General features: G+C 62.5%; 17 protein-coding genes. 13 read left to right on the forward strand and 4 right to left on the reverse strand.

What is annotated here, in order from left to right; all coding sequences use genetic code 11:
• Positions 1–16: 16 nt before the first annotated feature.
• The 4 genes from QMK52_RS23465 to QMK52_RS23480 form a co-directional block, all read right to left on the reverse strand.
• A complete protein-coding gene (locus QMK52_RS23465) occupies positions 17–898 on the reverse strand; it encodes a TIGR03915 family putative DNA repair protein (protein WP_005787544.1) in 882 nt (293 codons plus the stop codon).
• Positions 895–2,115 (reverse strand): putative DNA modification/repair radical SAM protein, encoded by a 1,221-nt coding sequence (locus tag QMK52_RS23470; protein ID WP_005787541.1) that lies wholly within the window; start codon positions 2,113–2,115, stop codon positions 895–897. The genes QMK52_RS23465 and QMK52_RS23470 overlap by 4 nt, the downstream gene beginning before the upstream one ends.
• Before the next feature lie 79 nt (positions 2,116–2,194).
• Positions 2,195–3,532, reverse strand: coding sequence for a lysine N(6)-hydroxylase/L-ornithine N(5)-oxygenase family protein (locus QMK52_RS23475; protein ID WP_194440512.1), 1,338 nt, complete (start codon positions 3,530–3,532; stop codon positions 2,195–2,197).
• Positions 3,533–3,651: 119 nt separating this feature from the next.
• Entirely contained in the window at positions 3,652–4,134 is a 483-nt protein-coding gene (locus tag QMK52_RS23480) for a sigma-70 family RNA polymerase sigma factor (RefSeq protein ID WP_122733357.1), read from the reverse strand.
• A gap of 255 nt (positions 4,135–4,389) precedes the next feature.
• Here QMK52_RS23480 and QMK52_RS23485 point away from each other — a divergent pair, with 255 nt between their 5' ends.
• From QMK52_RS23485 to QMK52_RS23545, 13 genes are all read left to right on the forward strand, one after another.
• The gene (locus tag QMK52_RS23485) at positions 4,390–5,562 is read left to right on the forward strand and encodes an efflux RND transporter periplasmic adaptor subunit (RefSeq protein WP_005787537.1); all 1,173 of its coding nucleotides are present in this window, start codon (positions 4,390–4,392) and stop codon (positions 5,560–5,562) included.
• A gap of 1 nt (position 5,563) precedes the next feature.
• Complete coding sequence (locus tag QMK52_RS23490) at positions 5,564–7,537, forward strand: MacB family efflux pump subunit (RefSeq protein WP_320403499.1); 1,974 nt, start codon at positions 5,564–5,566, stop codon at positions 7,535–7,537.
• Positions 7,530–8,942 carry an efflux transporter outer membrane subunit gene (locus QMK52_RS23495; RefSeq protein ID WP_320403500.1) on the forward strand — a complete coding sequence of 471 codons (1,413 nt, stop codon included), beginning with the start codon at positions 7,530–7,532 and terminating at the stop codon, positions 8,940–8,942. Before QMK52_RS23490 ends, QMK52_RS23495 begins: the two co-directional genes overlap by 8 nt.
• 106 nt (positions 8,943–9,048) lie before the next feature.
• Entirely contained in the window at positions 9,049–9,804 is a 756-nt protein-coding gene (locus QMK52_RS23500) for an alpha/beta hydrolase (RefSeq protein WP_194440508.1), read from the forward strand.
• A 108-nt stretch (positions 9,805–9,912) separates the two neighbouring features.
• Entirely contained in the window at positions 9,913–10,680 is a 768-nt protein-coding gene (locus tag QMK52_RS23505; RefSeq protein WP_005787529.1) for a FadR/GntR family transcriptional regulator, read from the forward strand.
• Between the two features lie 220 nt (positions 10,681–10,900).
• Positions 10,901–12,103: an ABC transporter substrate-binding protein gene (locus QMK52_RS23510; RefSeq protein ID WP_320403501.1), complete on the forward strand. Its 1,203-nt coding sequence runs from the start codon at positions 10,901–10,903 to the stop codon at positions 12,101–12,103.
• Positions 12,104–12,159: 56 nt separating this feature from the next.
• Positions 12,160–13,020 (forward strand): branched-chain amino acid ABC transporter permease, encoded by an 861-nt coding sequence (locus QMK52_RS23515; RefSeq protein WP_032876425.1) that lies wholly within the window; start codon positions 12,160–12,162, stop codon positions 13,018–13,020.
• 1 nt (position 13,021) lies between these two features.
• Positions 13,022–14,032, forward strand: coding sequence for a branched-chain amino acid ABC transporter permease (locus tag QMK52_RS23520; protein WP_005787521.1), 1,011 nt, complete (start codon positions 13,022–13,024; stop codon positions 14,030–14,032).
• On the forward strand, positions 14,029–14,778 hold the full coding sequence (locus QMK52_RS23525; RefSeq protein ID WP_320403502.1) for an ABC transporter ATP-binding protein: 750 nt from the start codon (positions 14,029–14,031) through the stop codon (positions 14,776–14,778). Before QMK52_RS23520 ends, QMK52_RS23525 begins: the two co-directional genes overlap by 4 nt.
• Positions 14,778–15,473: an ABC transporter ATP-binding protein gene (locus QMK52_RS23530; RefSeq protein WP_005787517.1), complete on the forward strand. Its 696-nt coding sequence runs from the start codon at positions 14,778–14,780 to the stop codon at positions 15,471–15,473. Before QMK52_RS23525 ends, QMK52_RS23530 begins: the two co-directional genes overlap by 1 nt.
• 13 nt (positions 15,474–15,486) lie before the next feature.
• The gene (locus tag QMK52_RS23535) at positions 15,487–16,755 is read left to right on the forward strand and encodes a Zn-dependent hydrolase (protein ID WP_320403503.1); all 1,269 of its coding nucleotides are present in this window, start codon (positions 15,487–15,489) and stop codon (positions 16,753–16,755) included.
• Positions 16,752–18,155: an amidase gene (locus tag QMK52_RS23540; RefSeq protein ID WP_194440505.1), complete on the forward strand. Its 1,404-nt coding sequence runs from the start codon at positions 16,752–16,754 to the stop codon at positions 18,153–18,155. The genes QMK52_RS23535 and QMK52_RS23540 overlap by 4 nt, the downstream gene beginning before the upstream one ends.
• 91 nt (positions 18,156–18,246) lie before the next feature.
• Complete coding sequence (locus QMK52_RS23545; RefSeq protein ID WP_005787511.1) at positions 18,247–19,110, forward strand: LysR family transcriptional regulator; 864 nt, start codon at positions 18,247–18,249, stop codon at positions 19,108–19,110.
• The last annotated feature ends 48 nt before the right edge of the window (positions 19,111–19,158 follow it).

Genomic DNA, 19,158 nt, shown 5'->3' on the forward strand with positions numbered 1-19,158 from the left:
GATAGCGGTGCATCAGTCACCCCACATCTGACTGGTCGACCGCTATCGCAGGCAAGCCAGCTCCCACATTGACCGGGTTTGCAATTCTTTTGCCTGGCTTGGCCCCCACCAGCTTCGCCTGCCCATCCTTCTGCTTGCCCGTACGCGCCTCGCTGATCAGCCCCGGGATCAACTTGCCCTCCGGCAAATTTTTCCAGAACCGACTGGGCAAGTGCCCTTCCATCACCTTGGGATTCAGCCGCGCCGGGTTGAAGATGTGACTGTAGTAGGTCAGCCACATGGCGCTGTGGGGGTCTTCGACATTTTGCGCCAGTTGCTGCCACGCCTCGGGGCAGCGGCGTTGGTGAACCAACTGCTCGCCGTCGTAATACACCCCGTCCAGGGGCGTCGCGATCATCCACCGATGGCGGCCCATGCGCCCGACAAAGTGCTGGCTGGCACTTTTGAGAATGTCATGGGCCGGTTCATGCCAGGCCACGTATTCAGGAAGTTCGGGCCCCGCCTCGGCCGGCAGGGCAATAAAGCGCACAAACGCATGCAGGTGATGGGCCTCGCGGCTGACTTGCTTGATGCGTCGCTGCAACTCGCTGCCCAGCTTGTCCCCCGCCAGCATCGCCGTGCGATCACCGTGGCTGACCCGCCACAGCACTTCATACAGCAGGCTCCAGCGTTGATCACCGTGATAACAGGCGGCAGACTCCAGCAACTCCAACAGCGCCTTGGGAATGCGTGCCTGGAACGGCCCCAACCCTGGCGGGATCGGCTCATCGGTAGCGAACAGGTCAGCTGCTTGTGCCTCGCCCCAGCTCACCTGGCTGGGGTCGACCTGATGGCTGAGCAGCCAGCGCGCCTGTTCGCGCCAAGTACTGAACAGGTTGTCGCATTCCAGGCTGATCATCCCCACAACCCCATCTGTTGCGGTTGCGGACGGTCGCGCAATTGCTCGCGCAGCAACACGCTTGTGCTGTCGGCCTGTTGCGGGTGGTAGTCACTGGTGATGAAGAACGGTTTGGCCTTGGCCAGTACGCAGCGCATACGCGCCAGGTCTTCGAAGCGGATCTTGCGCTCGCGGCGCAGATCCACCAGGCGTTGGGTGGTGCGCAGGCCAATACCGGGGATGCGCGCAATCAGGGTGGGCTCTGCGCGGTTCAGGTCCAGAGGGAACACTTCGCGATGCTCCAGGGCCCAGGCCAGCTTGGGGTCGATATCCAGGGCCAGGTGGCCGGGGCCGGCAAACAGCTCCCTGGCGCTGAAACCGTAGCTGCGCAGCAGGAAATCGGCCTGGTACAAGCGGTGCTCGCGCATCAACGGCGGCGCGGCCAGGGGCACGCTTTTCGGGCTGTTGGGGATGGGACTGAACGCCGAGTAGTACACTCGCCGCAGCTTGAAATTGCCATACAACGCCTCGGCACCGTGGAGGATGGTGCTGTCATCAGTGTCGTCGGCGCCGACGATCATCTGCGTGCTCTGCCCGGCCGGGGCGAAACGCGGGGCGCGAGGCTCGTTGAACACCGTCTGCTCGCCGGTGTAGATGGTCTGCATCGCCTGCTTGATCGACACAATCTGCTTCTCCGGCGCCAGGGTCTGCAGGCTGGCCTCGGTGGGCAGTTCGATATTCACGCTCAGGCGATCGGCATAACGACCAGCCTCGGCAATCAATGCAGGATCCGCATCGGGAATGGTCTTGAGGTGGATATAGCCGCGAAAGTCATGCTCTTCGCGCAGCAGTTTGGCGACCCGCACCAATTGCTCCATGGTGTAGTCCGACGAACGGATGATGCCGGAGCTGAGAAACAGCCCGCTGACGCAATTGCGCTTGTAGAAATCCAGGGTCAGGGTGACCACCTCTTCCGGGCTGAAACGCGCACGGGGCACGTCGCTGGAACGGCGGTTGACGCAATACTGGCAGTCGTAGAGGCAGAAGTTGGTGAGCAACACCTTGAGCAGCGACACGCAACGGCCATCGGGCGTGTAGCTGTGGCAGATGCCCATGCCGTCGGTGGAACCCAACCCCGCCTTGCCCTCGGAGCTGCGCTTGGGCGCGCCGCTGCTGGCGCACGACGCGTCGTACTTGGCGGCGTCGGCGAGGATGCTGAGTTTTTCGATCAACTGCATGGCGGGCTACCGATACTGGTTTTTTGTACAGTACCAATAGCCGCACGTTGTCACAAGTGCCGTCTGTAGGAGGGGCAGGTCAGCTGGCAGTGGCCAGGAGCAGGTCCTGCACCGAACGGCCCTTGTCACGGTTTCGATCGTTGGCATACAACGATGCCGCAATCTCATCCGCGCGAATCGGCAGCACCGACAGCAAGGTATCGCTCAAGCCATGGCTGGCCTGGCTGAAGCCCTGGATGTAGATACCCGCCTTGCAGCGCTCGTCGGTGACGATGCGGTAGTCGCGGGCCACTTCGAAGTCGCCCATGTAGGCTTGCAGCGGCGCCAACAGTTCGCGGTGCATCTGGCGCTCATAGCCGGTGGCGAGGATCACGGCGTCGTAGTGGTTGACACTGGTTTCGCCCGTGGCGTTGTTGCGCAATACCAGTTCGATACCCAGCGGCCCGGGCGTGGCCTTCTCCACCACGGTCATGGTGCGGAACGCCTGGCGGGCGATGCCGGAGACTTTCTGACGGTAGAAAATCCCGTAGATGCGCTCGATCAGGTCCAGGTCCACCACCGAATAGTTGGTGTTCTGGTACTCGGCGACCAAACGCTCGCGTTCGGCCCCCACTTGCTGGAACACCAGGTCGGTAAACGCCGGCGAGAACACTTCGTTGACGAAGGGGCTGTCATCGGCCGGTTTGAGCGCCGAGCCGCGCAGGATCATATCGACCTGCACCGACGGGAAGCTGTCATTGAGGTCGATAAAGGCCTCGGCCGCGCTTTGACCACCGCCGATCACCGCAATGCGCATGGCCTTGCCATCCACGCAGGGCTGGCTCGCCATGCGCTCCAGATACTGGGAATGATGGAACACGCGGCTGTCGCCCTTGAGCGCCTTGAAGGCTTCGGGGATACGCGCAGTGCCGCCGGCGCTGACCACCACCGAGCGGGTGGTACGCACATGCTGCTCGCCCTGGGCATCGCGGGAAATAACGCGCAAGGCCTCCACCTGCTGCTGGTGCAGGATCGGTTCGATGGCCAGCACTTCCTCACCGTAGTTGGCCTGGGCCTGGAACTGCCCGGCCACCCAGCGCAGGTAGTCGTTGTACTCCATGCGGCAGGGGTAGAAGGTGCCCAGGTTGATGAAGTCCACCAGGCGATCGTGAGCCTTGAGGTAATTGACGAAGGAGTACGGGCTGGTGGGGTTGCGCAGGGTCACCAGGTCCTTGAGGAAGGAGATCTGCAGCTCACTCTGGGTCACCAGGGTATTGCCGTGCCAGCGGTAGTCGGCTTGTTTGTCGAGAAACAGCACGTCCAGCTTGCCCTGGGCCTTTTCACGCTCCTGCAGGGCGATGGCCAGCGCCAGGTTCGAAGGGCCGAAGCCGATACCGATCAGGTCGTGAACCGCGGGCGAAGCAATTGCCTGTGTCATTCCAGTGTCCTCTGGATAAGCCCCTTGGCGGTGGGGCGGGAATACCTTCATGGCCTGAACAACAGGCCGTGTGTTGATAGGAAACGAGGACAGTGAAATAAAATTTAACCAACTGGCGATCAGTGCGCTTCCCACTCACGCATACGCACCCGGCAATGCTTCATGGCGTTGACGATGTGTTTTTCCACCAGGCTGCGGGAAATCCCCAGGCGCTCGGCAATTTGCACATGGGACAGACCCTCAAGCTTGCGCAGCAGGAAACTGTCGCGACACACCGCCGGCAACTCGGCCAGAGCGCGCTCAAGCATCTCCAGGCGCTGGTTGTGGTCATGACTGGCGTGGGGTGAACAGGGGGCGAAGCGTTCTTCGCTGTCCAGCACCTCAAGAGGCTCGGACTGACGCAAGGCGTTGCGCCGGTGGCCGTCGATCACCAGGTTCAGGGCCGTGCGGTACAGGAAGGCGCGGGGCTGTTCGATCGGGATGTCGCTGGAACGCTCCAGCACCCGTACATAAGCGTCATGCACCACATCTTCGGCCACCTGACGGTTGCCCAGCTTGGCGTTCAGGAAACACACCAGCTCGCGATAGTAGTTTTCCAACATGACTCCTGGCCCCGTGGCCGTGGTGCTAACGATCCCAGCCCGTTAGGAGCGAGCCCATCGATGATGGCAGTTTGAGTGTGTGCAATTTATAGTAATTCTCATCTACTTTTAAAGGAGTCTTGCACCAACGGTGCATTTTTTTTCGTCGCACGAGCTGTTACCACATGTGTAACAACCTAAATTCCCGAGCTTTTTTCTCGTATAACTGTCAACTCCCCGCTCCTGCGGTCAACACCTCCTGGCTGGAACCAAGACATGAAACGCCCTCGACCTGCCCGACGCGCCCTGCTTGTGCTGGCGTGCCTGCTCCCCATCCTTGTGGTGGCTGCCTGGCAAGTGCTGCCGTCGGGACGCGACAGCCTACCCACGGTCACCGTAACCCGCGGCGACATTGAAAATAGCGTTACGTCACTGGGCACCCTGCAACCGCGCCGTTATGTGGACGTGGGTGCCCAGGCGTCCGGACAGATTCGCAAGATCCATGTGGAGGCTGGTGATCAAGTCAAGGAAGGCGATCTGCTGGTGGAAATCGATCCCGCCACGCAACAGGCCAAGCTCGACGCCAGCCGCTATTCCATTGAAAACCTCAAGGCGCAGTTGCAGGAACAGAAAGCCCAGCACGAACTCGCACGCCAGAAATACCAGCGCCAGCAACGCTTGGTTGCAGGCAACGCCACCCGCGAAGAAGATGTGCAAACCGCCAAAGCCGAACTGAGTGCCACCCAAGCACGTGTCGATATGTTCCAGGCACAGATCCGCCAAGCCCAGGCCAGCCTGCGCAGTGACGAGGCCGAACTGGGCTATACGCGGATTTACGCGCCCATGAGCGGCACCGTGGTGGCGGTAGATGCGCGAGTCGGCCAAACCCTCAACGCCCAACAACAAACGCCGTTGATCCTGCGCATCGCCAAATTGTCACCGATGACCGTATGGGCCGAAGTGTCCGAAGCCGATATCGGCCACGTCAAACCGGGCATGAGCGCCTATTTCACTACCCTCGCCGGCGGCAACCGGCGCTGGAGCAGCACCGTGCGCCAGATCCTGCCGATACCGCCCAAGCCGCTGAATGAAACCAGCCAGGGCAGTGGCAGCCCCAGTAGCACGAGCAAAACCGGTAGTGGCCGCGTAGTGCTGTACACCGTACTGCTGGATGTGGACAACACTGACAATGCACTGATGGCCGAAATGACCACCCAGGTGTTTTTCGTAGCCAGCCAGGTCAAGGACGCTCTCACCATCCCGGTCGCAGCGCTGCTCGGCAGCCAAGGCAGCGACAAGCAGATCGCGCGGGTCGTGACCAAAAACGGTGCCATCCAGAAGCGAGAAGTACAGCTGGGTATCAGTGACCGCCTGCGAGTTGAAGTGTTGGATGGCCTGGACGAAGGCGATCACCTGTTGATCGGCCCCGCCAGCAGCAGCGGGGGTTGATGTGACCACGCCACTGATCGAACTCAAGAACATCCGCAAATCCTACGGCGGCGGCGACAGCCCGCAGGTCGACGTATTGCGCGGGATCAACCTGTCGATCCATGCAGGAGAGTTCGTTGCCATCGTCGGCGCCTCGGGCTCCGGCAAATCCACACTGATGAACATCCTCGGTTGCCTCGACCGCCCCACCGTGGGCGACTACCTGTTCGCCGGGGAAAACGTCGCGCACCTGGACAGCGACGCACTGGCCTGGCTGCGCCGCGAAGCCTTTGGTTTCGTGTTCCAGGGCTACCACCTGATCCCGTCCGGCTCGGCCCAGGAAAACGTCGAGATGCCGGCGATCTATGCCGGCATCAGCGCTGCCGAACGCCATGCCCGCGCCAAGGCTCTGCTGACCCGCCTGGGCCTGGCCGATCGCACCAACAACCGCCCGCACCAGCTCTCCGGTGGTCAGCAGCAGCGCGTCTCGATTGCCCGTGCGTTGATGAACGGCGGGCATATCATCCTTGCCGACGAACCCACCGGTGCCCTCGACAGCCACAGCGGTGCCGAGGTGATGGTGCTGCTGGATGAATTGGCGAGCCAGGGCCACGTGGTTATTCTGATTACCCACGACCGCGAAGTCGCGGCGCACGCCAACCGCATCATCGAGATCAGCGACGGCCTGATCATCAGCGATTCGGCGTGGAGCCCCCCCCACGTGCCCGTCACGGCTGGCAGCGACGCATTGCAAGCCGTGGACCTGCGCCAGCGCCTGGCCGACGGCGCCGAACACAATGGTGCCTGGAAAGCCGAGCTGCTGGACGCGGTGCAGGCGGCGTGGCGGGTGATGTGGATCAACCGCTTCCGCACCGCGCTGACGCTGCTGGGGATCATCATCGGCGTGGCGTCGGTGGTGGTGATGCTGGCGGTAGGCGAAGGCAGCAAGCGCCAGGTCATGGCGCAGATGGCGGCCTTCGGCTCCAACATTATCTACCTGAGCGGTTTTTCGCCTAACCCGCGCACACCGCCAGGTATCGTGACCCTCAATGATGTGGCCGCATTGGCTACATTGCCCCAGGTCAAGCGCATCATGCCAGTGAACGGCACCTACGCCGGTGTTCGCTTCGGCAACGTCGATTACATGGCCTATGTAGGCGGTAACGACACCAACTTCCCGGACATCTTCAACTGGCCAGTGGCCGAGGGTAGCTACTTTACCGAAGCCGACGAGCGCGCCGGGGCCACGGTGGCGGTGATCGGTCATCGCGTGCGCGAAAAGCTGTTCAAAGGCCAGCTAGACCCCATCGGGCAATACATCCTGATCGAAAACGTGCCCTTCCAGGTGATTGGCGTGTTGGCGGAAAAAGGCTCCAGCTCCGGCATGCAAGACAGCGATGACCGTGTCGCCATTCCCTATACCGCCGCTAGCGTGCGCCTGTTCGGCACCTATAACCCCGAATACGTTGCCATTGCCGCCGCCGATGCGCGCAAGGTGCAAGAGGCCGAGCAGGCCATCAGTCAGCTTATGCAAACGCTGCACGGCGGCAAACGCGACTTCCACCTGACGAACGACGCCGCGATGATCCAGGCCGAAGCGCGGACCCAGAACACCCTGTCGCTGATGCTCGGCTCGATTGCCGCGATTTCCCTGCTGGTGGGCGGTATCGGCGTGATGAATATCATGTTGATGACCGTGCGCGAACGCACCCGCGAAATCGGCATCCGCATGGCCACCGGGGCGCGCCAGAGCGACATCCTGCGCCAGTTCCTCACCGAGGCGGTGATGCTCTCGGTGGTCGGCGGTCTGTTCGGAATCGCCCTGGCATTGCTGGTGGGCGGCGTGCTGGTGCTAGCCGAAGTAGCGGTGCAGTTTTCCCTGGTGGCGGTGTTCGGCGCGTTTGGCTGTGCGCTGGTCACCGGCGTCGTATTCGGCTTTATGCCGGCCCGTAAAGCTGCCCGGCTCGATCCGGTTAAGGCATTGACCAGTGAATAAACGATCCATCGCACCGCACCTGTCGACACTCAGCCTGTGCCTGTTGCTCAATGCCTGTGCCGGCACCTCGCCTGCCCTCGACAGCGGCATTGCCGCGCCCGTCGTCTGGCAATATGCCGAACGCGACGCCGACCAGGCCACCAACCAGCGTTGGTGGACGCAGTTTGGCAGCCCTGTGCTGAACCGCCTGATCGATCAGGCCCGCCGTGACAGCTTTGACGTGGCTGCGGCCATGGCGCGGGTGCGGCAGGCCCAGGCGACAGCGGTGATTGCTGGCGCACCGTTGCTGCCCGAGGTGAAGTTCAACCTCAGCGCCAGCCGTCAAAGACTGTTGCGCGGCAGCGGCAACTCGGACCTGGACGCCACCGAGAGCAACAAGACGGTCAATAACTATGACGCCAACCTCACGGCCAGCTACGAAATCGACTTCTGGGGTGGCCGCGCCGCTGCGCGAGACAGCGCTGTGCATAGCCTGCACGCCAGTGAGTTCGATCAGGCCAACGTGGAGTTGACCTTGCTCAGCAATGTCGCCGACCGCTATGCGCAAACCCTGGCCGCGCACCAGCGCCTGCAGATCGCCGAGCTGAACCTGGCCAATGCGCGCAATGTGCTGGACCTGGTGCAAACCCGCTACGATGCCGGTTCCGCCACGGCCCTGGAGTTCGCGCAACAGAAGAGCCTGGTGGCCGGCCAGCAACGGCAACTGCCGCTGATCCAGCAATCGGCCGAAGAATCGCGCATCACCCTCGCCGCCTTGCTCGGCCAGCCGGTACAGGCCCTGGCGCTGGGCAGCGAGCCGTTCCAGGCACTGACCTGGCCGAATATCGGCCCCGGTGTTCCTAGCCAGTTGTTGCGCCGCCGCCCTGACATCGCCCAGGCCGAGGCACAGCTGGCGGCGGCCAATGCCGACGTCACGGTGGCCCGTGCGGCCATGCTGCCCTCGGTGACATTGGGCGCAACCCTCGGCTCGGGTGCGTACAAGGCTGAAGATGTTCTGCGCAGCCCGTTCTACACCCTGACCTCGGGCCTGATCGCACCGATCTTCAACAACGGTCGGCTGAGTGCCGAGCGCGATAAAGCCCGTGCGCGCCAGGATGAGCTGCTGCAAACCTACCGCGGGGCGATCATTAACGGCTTTGCCGATGTGGAAAAAGCCCTCAGCAGCCTGACTCGCCTGGACCAGCAACGTCAATGGCAAACTGAAGAACTGCAGCAGGCGCAAACGGCCTTTGAGATTGCGCAAAGCCGCTACGAGGCCGGCGCCGAAGACCTGCTCACGGTGCTGGAAACCCAACGCACCCTCTATGCCGCCCAGGACCTGAACGTGCAACTGCGCCTGTCGCGGCTGCAAGCCAGTATCGCGCTGTACAAGGCATTAGGGGGTGGATGGAAGACCGATAGCTGATAAGCAAAATCGGTATTTCTTACACAAACTGTTTCTTAGCCTTACATTCTCCACCCCCAGGTCCTTGGTAAAAAAGCTGTTACATACGGCTGCCCGGGACCTCGTGATGACACCCAGCGTTCTTGTAAAAACCCTGGTGTGCATAAGCTGCTGGCTTATAGCAAACGCAGTGCGCGCTGAGCCCTTGATCGTGCCCACTGCAATCGACTGGCTGTTGGATTGCCCCCTCACTACCACTGCGCGCCTGGACCCTGAGGTGGTCGGGCGCACCCAATGCGGCCTGGTCAGTGTGCCGCGGGACCACGCCGCTCCCGGGCGCGGTCGTATACGCCTGAACGTGACGCGTGTGGGCGCAAGGCAACCGCTCAACCGCGAGGGCGTGGTGTTCATCCAGGCCGGCGAACCGCCCCGGCCCGCCAACGCGCCTTTCGTGCAGCACCTGGCCAGCCACTGGGAGTCGCTTGCCACCCGCGCTTATCGCACGCTGGTGGACCGTTATGACGTGATCGAACTGAGCACCCGCGACCTGCGCCAACCAAACGCAGTCGAGCAGGCGGTGCTGGACATGGAATATGTGCGCGGGCAGCTCGGCGAAGCGCGCCTGCACTACCTGGGCAGCGCCGCCGCGACCCGTCTTGGCAGCCGCTACGGCACGCTGTTTCCCGAGCGCATCGCACGCATGGTGCTGATTAATGCGGCGCCGGGCGATCCTATTGCTGTGGGCGTCGAGCAGTTATTGCTCAAGGAGTCCAAGCAGTCGGGCGCCGACGGCTGTGTCACCCGCTGGCTGGGGGATTTCCTCGCCTATGGCAAACAGCCGCCAGCCTCCGCGCGCTGCCTTGACCTGGGTGCCTGGGAGTAACCGGCGCATTTGCGACCTGTTGCCATCGAAAACGACACGCTGCGTTGACGCTCCGATGCAATCGTTATTAAGTGCTATTTATCCGCATTAATACGATAAATCAAACCCATGCTGACTCGCCCGCTACGCCGCAAACGCCAGAAGCTGTCCGACGTGATTGTCGAGTCGGTCAAGCGCTCCATCGTCACCGATGCCTTGAAGCCCGGCGACCGCTTGCCCACCGAACGCGAGCTGATGGAAAGCTTCCAGTGCTCCAAGGGCTCGGCACGCGAAGCGCTCAAGGCATTGGAGGTCGAAGGGTTGGTCAATACGCGCACCGGCCCCAGTGGCGGGGCTTATCTGAACCAGGCCGGCACTGAACCTGCCAGCCGCGCCTTGCGCAACTACCTGCACTTCCAGCATCTGGATGGCGAGCAGGTGTATCAGTTGCGCAAGGTCATCGAAGTGGAACTGGCGCTATCGGTGCTCGGGCGCTTGAGCGAAGACGACTATCAGGCCCTGCAAGCCAATGTGGATTTTTGCAGCGCCCCCGAAGACAGCGAAGCCGGCCAGCGCGAACAGCGCCTGGCGGAACTGGAGTTCCACAACCTGCTGGCCCGGGCGTGCCCCAACCCGCTGCTGAGTTTTATGGCGCAGTTTCTCAACGACCTGCTGCGCGACCTGGTGGTGCTGAAGAAAGCCTACAAGCCCAAGCGCAAGCAGTTCGACGCGGCCAACCTCGACTATCACAAACAACTGCTGATCGCCTTTCGTGCCGGGGATGAAAGCGCCGTGCGCAGTTTGATGCATGAGCATATGTGCGATGCCGAACACCACATGACTGCGCTGGAAGGCCAGGTCAGCCCGCACTTCCTTCTGGAGTTTGATCACCGTTAGGAACAAAACCCGATCAATGTGGGAGCTGGCTTGCCTGCGATGGCATCGACTCGGTCCCCCTGTAACACCGAGGCGCCCGCATCGCAGGCAAGCCAGCTCCTACATTTGACCGTGTCCATCTGTTGAACCGAGTTACCCAATAACAAGCCTGCCCACAGGCCCTTGCACCACCGTATCGCCCTTGCCGCTCCTGCCAATAACTAAACCAGGGAGTCACCCCATGCAGCGTCGTACGTTATTGAAAGCCAGCCTCACCGCGGCCGCCGCCCTCAGCTTGCCGCTGAGCGTGCGTTCGGCCTTCGCCGCCGAGCCCTTTACCTTTTACGGCCTCAAGTCCATGTCTGGCGCGTTTGCCAGCTATGGCAAATTTGCCGACATGGGTTCGCGCCTGGCCGTGCAACAGCAAGCCGAGATCCTCGGCCGCCCGCTGACCTACAAGGTTATCGACACCGAAGGCAACGCCGGCAAGGCGGTGCGCAAGGTGCAGGAGGCAATCGCGCAGGACGGCGCACGCTTTTTCCAGGGTTGCACACTGTCGTCTTCCGCCCTGGCGGTGGCCAAGGAAGTCGATAAAGTCGGCGGCGTTTTCATGACCCCGGTGGGTGCTGATGAAGTCACCGGCAAGGATTGCAACAAGGCGACCTTTCGCTGGTCAGTGCCCACCTACGGCGCGATCCGCGAAACCATGGTGCCGCTGATCAAACTGTTGCCGGACGCCAAACGCTGGTACACCATCACGCCGCAATACGTGTTCGGCGAAGCCTTGCTCGAAGGCGCAAAGAGCGTGCTGAAGGAACACGGCCTGGAGCATGTCGGCAACAGCTACCACTCGCTGCAGGAGCAGGAATTCTCCGGCTACCTGACCAACGCCATTTCCACCCGGCCCGACGTGCTGGTACTGCTCAACTTCGGCAGCCAGTCGTCCAACACCTTGCGCCAGGCGGTGAACTTCGGCATCAAGGAACGCATGAAGGTGCTGCTGGTATGGTCGGCCGGCCTTGATCAATTCCAGGAACTGGGCAGCGATGTGCTCGAAGGCGTGTACCTCGGCGCGCAGTACTGGCATCAGGTCGATACGCCACTCAACCGCGAACTGGTCAAGCTGACCCAGGCCAAATACGGCATCAACCCCACCTACCCGCTGGCCGCCGACTACATCAGCACCAAGGTCATGCTCGACACCATCATCGCCACCGGCAGCTTCGACGGCGCAACCGTGGCCAAGGCCATGCAAGGCTTGAGCTATGAAGGCCCGACCGGCAAGGAGTCGATCCGCTCCGGCGACCATCAGGTGATCAAGGATTACTACCTGCTGGTCGGCAAGGCCAGCGGCGACATGGCCGACAAGGACGACCTGGCCAAGGTGCTCAGCGCCGGCCAATCGTTCCCACCGGTCGAGGCGACGGGCTGCACGCTCGGCTGACTGCTTACTTTTGTCGCGCAGGGCCGCGCAAGCGGCCGCCTGCAGAGGGTTCCTGCATGCTCAATTTGTACCTGTTCCAGATTCTCAACGGCCTTGGGCTGGGGATGATCTACTTCCTGATCGCGGTCGGGCTGACGATCATTTTCGGCCTGCTCAACTTCGTCAACTTCGCCCACGGCGCGTTTTTCCTGCTGGGCGCCTACATCTGCTACACCGCCGTGAGCCTCACCGGCAGCTTCTGGCTGGCGCTGCTCGTCGCGCCGCTGGTGGTGGCTGCGCTGGCCTGGGTGATCGAGCGTGTGCTGATCCAGCGGATCTACCACTTGCCGCACATGTTCCAGATTCTGGTAACCCTGGGGATCGCGCTGATTATCCAGGAAGCCAGCGTGATGATCTGGGGCCCGGTGGGCAAAAGTGTCGCCGTACCGGAGTTGCTGCGCGGCGTGCTGGTGGTGGGGGATTTTGTCTACCCCTACTACCGCCTGTTTCTCATCGTGTTTTCCGGGCTGGTCGGCCTGGGCCTGTGGCTGCTGCTGGAACGCACGCGCTTCGGCGCCCTGGTGCGCGCCGGCAGTGAGAGCACTGAAACCGTGTCATTGCTGGGCACCAATATTTTCCGCCTGTTCTCCATGACCTTCGCCCTCGGCGTGGCCCTGGCCGGTGTCGCCGGGGTGTTGTTCGCACCGTTGCGCGGCGCCCAGCCCTTTGTCGGCCCGGAGATTCTCGGGGTGGCGTTCGTGGTGGTGGTGATCGGCGGCATGGGCTCGTTCAGCGGTGCGCTGGTCGGCGGTTTGCTGGTAGGCGTCGTGCAAAGCCTGATGACCACACTCTGGCCCCAGGGTGCGAGCCTGATGATCTACGGCGCGATGGCCGTGGTGATTCTGGTCCGCCCCTACGGCCTGTTCGGGAGAGCCTGACATGAGCGAGAAAAATCCCCTGCCGTTTGCCAAAACCCAATCCAAAGCGATGCTGCTGTGGGTATTGGCGGTGCTGATCGGCCTGCCGTTGATACTGCCCTCGGCAACCCTGGCCACCGAGATCCTGATCTTTGCCATGGCCGCCCTGGCTTGCAACCTGTTGCTGGGCTACACCGGCTTGCTGTCATTCGGCCAAGGCATCTTCTTCGGGGCCGGCGCCTACTGCGCGGCGTTGCTGATGATCCACCTGCAACTGGGGTTGTTCACCGCACTGCTGGGTGCCGCAATCGCCGGCGGTTTCCTGGCATTGCTGGTGGGCGCCCTGGCGATTCGGCGCACCGGCATTTACTTCGTGATGCTCACGCTGGCGTTCAGCCAGATGGCCTATTTCGTCGCCTACACCCTGAGCGACTGGACCGGCGGCGACAACGGCCTGCTCAGCGTGCCGCGCCCGGAAATCCGTGTGGGTGAAACCGTGCTGCTGTCCTTGGCCGATGCCCGTGCCTTCTATGGATTTGTCGCGGTGCTGTTCCTGCTGATCTTTATCGGCGCTCGCCGGGTGATCGCTTCGCCGTTCGGCAGCACGCTGATGGCGATCCGTGAGAACGAAACCCGGGCCTCGGCCATCGGCTACGACACGCGGCACTTCAAGATCCTGGTGTTCGTGCTGTCCGGGGCGGTCACCGGGATTGCCGGGGCGCTGTACGCCATGCTGCTGCACTTTGTGCCACTGTCCAATATTGACCTGGCGATGTCCGAGAACATTCTGATCATGACCATCGTCGGCGGCACGGGCTCGTTGTTCGGCTCATTGCTGGGCGCCGGCTCCATTGTGCTGCTGGGGGATTTCCTCTCCGACCTGTGGCCGCGCTGGCTGATGCTGCTGGGGGTGATCCTGATCCTGGTGGTGATCTTCATGCGCGGCGGTTTGTGGGGCGGCCTGGCGTCGCTGTTCGAGAAGCTGCGCGGCAATCGCAAAACTGCGGCCGTCGCCAAGGAGCCAGGGCTATGAGCATCCTGCTGGAAACCCAGAACCTGGAACTGGCCTATGGCGCGTTCCATGCGGTCAATGGCGTCAACCTCAAGGTCGAGGCCGGCACTATCCACACCATTATCGGCCCCAATGGCGCTGGCAAGACCAGCCTGTTTCATTGCCTGACAGGTGAGCGCCAGGCCACTGCCGGAGCGATCCATTTCGACGGCAACAACCTGATGCGCAAGCCCGCCCATGCCCGCGTCGGCCTGGGCATGGCGCGTTCGTTCCAGCTCACCAGCCTGTTCCAGAACCTCAGCGTGCGCGAAAACCTGCGACTGACCGCCCAGGGCCGCGATGGCGCCCGGGCCTTGAACTTCTGGCGCCGAGTGGACAGCAAGCGCGAACACCTGGAGATGGCCGACCAGGTCCTTGAGCGCCTGCAACTCACTGCCCGCGCCGACACCCTGGCCGGCGAGTTGTCCCACGGCCAGCAGCGGGTACTGGAGGTGGGCATGTCGATCTGCTCCAAACCCAAACTGCTGATGCTCGACGAGCCCACTTCGGGCATGGGCATCGACGACATCCCGATCATGACCCAACTGATCAGCGACCTCGGCCGCGACCACACGGTGCTGCTGATCGAACACAACATGAGCATTGTCATGTCCATCAGCCAACGCATTACGGTAATGAGCCACGGCCAGATCCTGGTGGAAGGCACGCCAGATTTCGTGCGTGCCGATGAACGTGTGCGCACTGCATACCTTGGGGAGGCCGCCTGATGCTGATCGTCGAGAATATCCATTCCTACTACGACAAGAGCCATGTGCTGGAAGGCGTGTCATTGACCGTCAACCCTGGCGAACTGGTGACCCTGCTGGGTCGCAATGGCGCCGGCAAGACCACCACCCTGCGCAGCATCCTCGGCATCATTTGCCCGCGTCAGGGCCAGATTCACTTCAATGGCCAGGCGCTGGTGGGGCAGAAAATCTTTGAAATTGCACGCCAGGGCTTGGCACTGGTGCCGGAGAACCGCGGGATTTTCCGCCTGCTCAGCGTCGAGGAAAACCTGCGCATCGCCGTACGCAAAAGCAGCCGTTGGCAACTGGACGATGTATACGCCATGTTCCCGCGCCTCAAGGAACGGCGCAAAAACGCCGGCCATGCGCTATCCGGCGGCGAACAGCAAATGCTCGCCATCGCCCGCGCCCTGCTCAACGACCCCAAGCTGCTGATCCTCGACGAACCCACCGAGGGCCTGGCCCCGGTGATCGTCGACGAGCTGGTGAAGATCCTGCGCAAGGTCAAGGACGACGGCCTGCCGGTGCTGCTGGTGGAGCAGAACCTGATGGTCTGCGACAAGCTCGCCGACCGTCATTACGTACTCGAACAGGGCCGCGTGGTGTACGAAGGCAGCGCCGCTGACTTCCGTGCCGACCCGTCGATCAAGAACCGTTATCTGGCCTTGAGTGCCTGACTGGAGATCTCTGATGAATAGTGTTGCGCAACCGCTCCAGAGCAACGCCCCGCTGATCAACCGTGACCGCCTGTGGCAATCGCTGATGGACCTGGCCCGACTCGGCGCCACGGCCAAGGGTGGCGTGTGTCGCCTGGCCCTCACCGATCTGGACCGCCAGGCCCGCGACCTGTTTGTGCAGTGGTGCGAAGCGGCTGGGTGCAGCGTCACTGTCGACGCCATCGGCAATATCTTTGCGCGTCGTGCCGGACGCAACCCCGCCCTGCCCCCGGTGATGACCGGCAGCCACATCGACACCCAACCCACCGGCGGCAAGTTCGACGGCTGCTACGGGGTGATGGCCGGGCTGGAAGTGATCCGCACCTTGAATGACTTGCAGATCCAGACCCAGGCGCCGATTGAAGTGGTGGTGTGGACCAACGAAGAAGGCTCGCGCTTCCCGCCGTGCATGATGGGCTCCGGGGTGTTTGCCGGGAAGTTCGACTTGCAGGACACCCTCGACAAACGCGACGACCAGGGCCTGTCGGTAGGTGCCGAACTACAGCGCATTGGCTATGCCGGTTCCCGTACGGTTCTGGGCCATCCGGTCGGCGCCTACTTCGAAGCCCATATAGAGCAAGGCCCGGTACTGGAAGACCAGGCCACCACTATCGGCGTGGTCATGGGCTGCCTGGGCCAGAAATGGTTCGACCTGACCCTCACAGGCGTCGAAGCCCACGCCGGCCCCACCCCGATGCACCTGCGCAAGGATGCCCTGGTCGGCGCCGCCGAGGTGGTCAGCGCGGTCAACCGTATCGCCCATCAACAACAGCCCCATGCCTGCGGCACCGTTGGTTGCCTGAGCCTGCACCCGGGTTCGCGCAATGTGATTCCCGGCCAGGTGCAGATGACCCTCGACTTGCGTCACCTGCATGGGGACAAACTGCAAGCCATGGTCGATGAAGTACGCGCAGTGATCGAAACCACGGCCGACCGACACGGCTTGACCTTTGAACTGACACCCACCGCCGACTTCCCGCCGCTGGACTTCAACCCGGCCTGCGTCAATGCCGTGCGCGATGGCGCGAGGGCCTTGGGCTTGAGCCATATGGACATCGTCAGCGGCGCTGGGCATGACGCGATTTTCGTCGCCGAACGGGGCCCCGCCGGGATGATCTTCGTGCCGTGCGAAGGCGGCATCAGCCATAACGAAATCGAAAACGCCGCGCCGGATGATCTGGCGGCTGGCTGCGCGGTGTTGCTGCGGGCCATGGTCAACGCGGCTCAGGGAGTTCAAGCATGAGTGAGATCGGCCAACTGACGGCGGTGCAACTGCTCAAGCATTATCGCGACAAGAGCTTGTCACCGGTAGAGGTCACCGAAGATGCGTTGCTGCGCATCGAACGCTACAACCCGGTGGTGAACGCCTACTGCCATGTCGATCCTGAGGGTGCATTGAACGCGGCGCGGGCCTCGGAACAACGTTGGTTAAAAGGTGCCCCTTGCGGCGCCCTGGATGGCGTACCAGCGTCTATAAAAGACCTCACGCTGACCCTCGGCATGCCCACGCGCAAGGGCTCGCGCACCTCATCCGCCGAGGGGCCCTGGAATGTGGACGCGCCCTTCTCGCACTTCATGCGCAAGGCCGGTGCGGTGCTGCTGGGCAAGACCAGCACCCCGGAGTTCGGCTGGAAAGGCGTCACCGACAACCCGCTGTACGGCATCACCCGCAACCCGTGGGATACACGCACCACCGCGGGCGGCTCGTCGGGTGGCGCTGGGGCGGCGGCGGCGTTGAACCTCGGCGTGTTGCATCAGGGCAGCGATGCGGGCGGCTCGATTCGCATCCCGTGTGCGTTCACCGGAACGTTCGGGATCAAGCCAACCTTCGGTTATGTACCGCAGTGGCCGGCCAGTTCCATGACCATCCTCTCGCATCTTGGGCCCATGACCCGCACCGTGGAAGACAGCGTCCTGATGCTACAGACCGTGGCACAAATGGATGTGCGCGATGGCCTGATCGGGGCGCCAAGGACCACGCCCTGGCTCACCCCAGGGACGGATCTGAAGGGCTTGCGCGTGGCTTATAGCCCCACGTTCGGCTATGTGGATGTCGACCCGCAAGTCGCCAAGGTCGTCACCCAGGCGGTGGAGCGCCTGGTGCAATTGGGCGCCCATGTCGAGCAGATCGACCCGGGTTTCAGCGACCCGCTTGAGGTGTTCAGCACCCTGTGGGCCGCCGGTGCCGCGCGCCTGACCGGGGCGATGAGCGATGCGCAAAAGCAACTGCTGGACCCAGGGCTGCTGCGTATTGCGCAACGGGGCGAGCGTCTGAGCCTGGACGACTTCAACGCCGCCCTGCAAGCGCGCGCCGCACTGGTTGCGCGCATGGCGGCGTTCCATGAGCACTACGACGTGCTGGTATCGCCGATGATGCCGATTACCGCGTTCGAAGCCGGGCACAACGTACCGCCCGGCTCGGGGATGAACGAGTGGATGCAATGGACGCCGTTCAGCTACCCCTTCAACCTCACCCAGCAACCGGCTGCGTCGGTGCCGTGCGGGTTGGCCGCCAATGGTTTGCCGGTGGGGTTGCATGTGGTGGCTGCGCGGTTTGCCGATGAGCAGGTGTTGAGGGTGTGTCATGCCTATGCAAAAGCCTTCCCTACCGAGCATTTGCAAGCCCCTGAAACCCTGAGCTGAGATTCAATCGAAAATGTGGGAGGCATACCCGCTCCCACAGTTTTTACCGCATTCCACTACAATGCCCTCCATTCATCTTCCGGGGGGCTTCATGGACATCGAACTGGCACGCACCTTCCTCGAAATCACCCGCTGCGGCAGCCTCGCCGCAGCGGCGGAGAAACTGCACGTCACCCAGACTGCCATCACCGCCCGGGTCAAGAACCTGGAGAGCCAGTTGGGCAGCACGCTGTTTATTCGCAACCGTGCCGGTGCACGCCTGACCGCCGATGGCGAGGCCTTTGTGGTGTACGCCAACCAGTTGCTGCAAACCTGGGAAGCGGCACGCCGTGACCTGCCGTTACCCGATGGCTATCGCAATGTGCTGCATATCGGCGGTGAGGTCAGCCTGTGCAACCCGCTGATGCTCGGTTGGGCCAAGGCGCTGCGCGAGCATATTCCCGGACATGCACTGCGTACCGAAATTCGCGAGGGCGAGTACCTGTTGCGTCAACTGGAGTTGGGCGTGCTCGATGCCGCGCTGGTGTTCCAGCCGCAGTACTGGCCAGGTTTGCAGGTAGAGCAAGTGCTGGAAGAAAAACTGATCCTGGTGCAATTGGCGAGCAAACCCGAGCCCTATGTGTATATCGACTGGGGCCAGGGTTTCCGCCAGCAGCATGACGCCGCCCTGCCCGACCGCGCACGTGCCGCCGTGAGTTTCAACCTGGGCCCATTGGCGCTGCAGTACATCCTGGAAAACGGCGGCGCCGGGTATTTCCGCACGCGGGTGGTGCAAAGCTATCTGGACAGTGGCGTGATGCAGCGCGTGCCCAAGGCGCCGGAGTTCAGTTTCCCGACTTACCTGGTGTATTCGCGGGCGCGAGATTCGGCGGTGTTGCAGCAGGCGCTGGCGTTGCTGCGCGAGGTGGTCAAGGCTGAAGGTGACTGGTCGCAACGCTGGGACCCGCTGATTTGAATCACACTGGGCCTGCACACATGCTAGCCTGCTGATGTGTCCTCTCGC

Source organism: Pseudomonas sp. P9_2 (assembly GCF_034008255.1).
GTDB classification, from domain to species: Bacteria; Pseudomonadota; Gammaproteobacteria; order Pseudomonadales; family Pseudomonadaceae; genus Aquipseudomonas; species Aquipseudomonas synxantha_A.

Bases quoted from the DNA above. Each gene is read 5' to 3' on its own strand.
- QMK52_RS23465 (WP_005787544.1), bottom strand. From the start codon at position 898: ATGATCAGCCTGGAATGCGACAACCTGTTCAGTACTTGGCGCGAACAG.
- QMK52_RS23470 (WP_005787541.1), bottom strand. From the start codon at position 2,115: ATGCAGTTGATCGAAAAACTCAGCATCCTCGCCGACGCCGCCAAGTAC.
- QMK52_RS23475 (WP_194440512.1), bottom strand. From the start codon at position 3,532: ATGACACAGGCAATTGCTTCGCCCGCGGTTCACGACCTGATCGGTATC.
- QMK52_RS23480 (WP_122733357.1), bottom strand. From the start codon at position 4,134: ATGTTGGAAAACTACTATCGCGAGCTGGTGTGTTTCCTGAACGCCAAG.
- QMK52_RS23485 (WP_005787537.1), top strand. From the start codon at position 4,390: ATGAAACGCCCTCGACCTGCCCGACGCGCCCTGCTTGTGCTGGCGTGC.
- QMK52_RS23500 (WP_194440508.1), top strand. From the start codon at position 9,049: ATGACACCCAGCGTTCTTGTAAAAACCCTGGTGTGCATAAGCTGCTGG.
- QMK52_RS23505 (WP_005787529.1), top strand. From the start codon at position 9,913: ATGCTGACTCGCCCGCTACGCCGCAAACGCCAGAAGCTGTCCGACGTG.
- QMK52_RS23510 (WP_320403501.1), top strand. From the start codon at position 10,901: ATGCAGCGTCGTACGTTATTGAAAGCCAGCCTCACCGCGGCCGCCGCC.
- QMK52_RS23515 (WP_032876425.1), top strand. From the start codon at position 12,160: ATGCTCAATTTGTACCTGTTCCAGATTCTCAACGGCCTTGGGCTGGGG.
- QMK52_RS23520 (WP_005787521.1), top strand. From the start codon at position 13,022: ATGAGCGAGAAAAATCCCCTGCCGTTTGCCAAAACCCAATCCAAAGCG.
- QMK52_RS23525 (WP_320403502.1), top strand. From the start codon at position 14,029: ATGAGCATCCTGCTGGAAACCCAGAACCTGGAACTGGCCTATGGCGCG.
- QMK52_RS23530 (WP_005787517.1), top strand. From the start codon at position 14,778: ATGCTGATCGTCGAGAATATCCATTCCTACTACGACAAGAGCCATGTG.
- QMK52_RS23535 (WP_320403503.1), top strand. From the start codon at position 15,487: ATGAATAGTGTTGCGCAACCGCTCCAGAGCAACGCCCCGCTGATCAAC.
- QMK52_RS23540 (WP_194440505.1), top strand. From the start codon at position 16,752: ATGAGTGAGATCGGCCAACTGACGGCGGTGCAACTGCTCAAGCATTAT.
- QMK52_RS23545 (WP_005787511.1), top strand. From the start codon at position 18,247: ATGGACATCGAACTGGCACGCACCTTCCTCGAAATCACCCGCTGCGGC.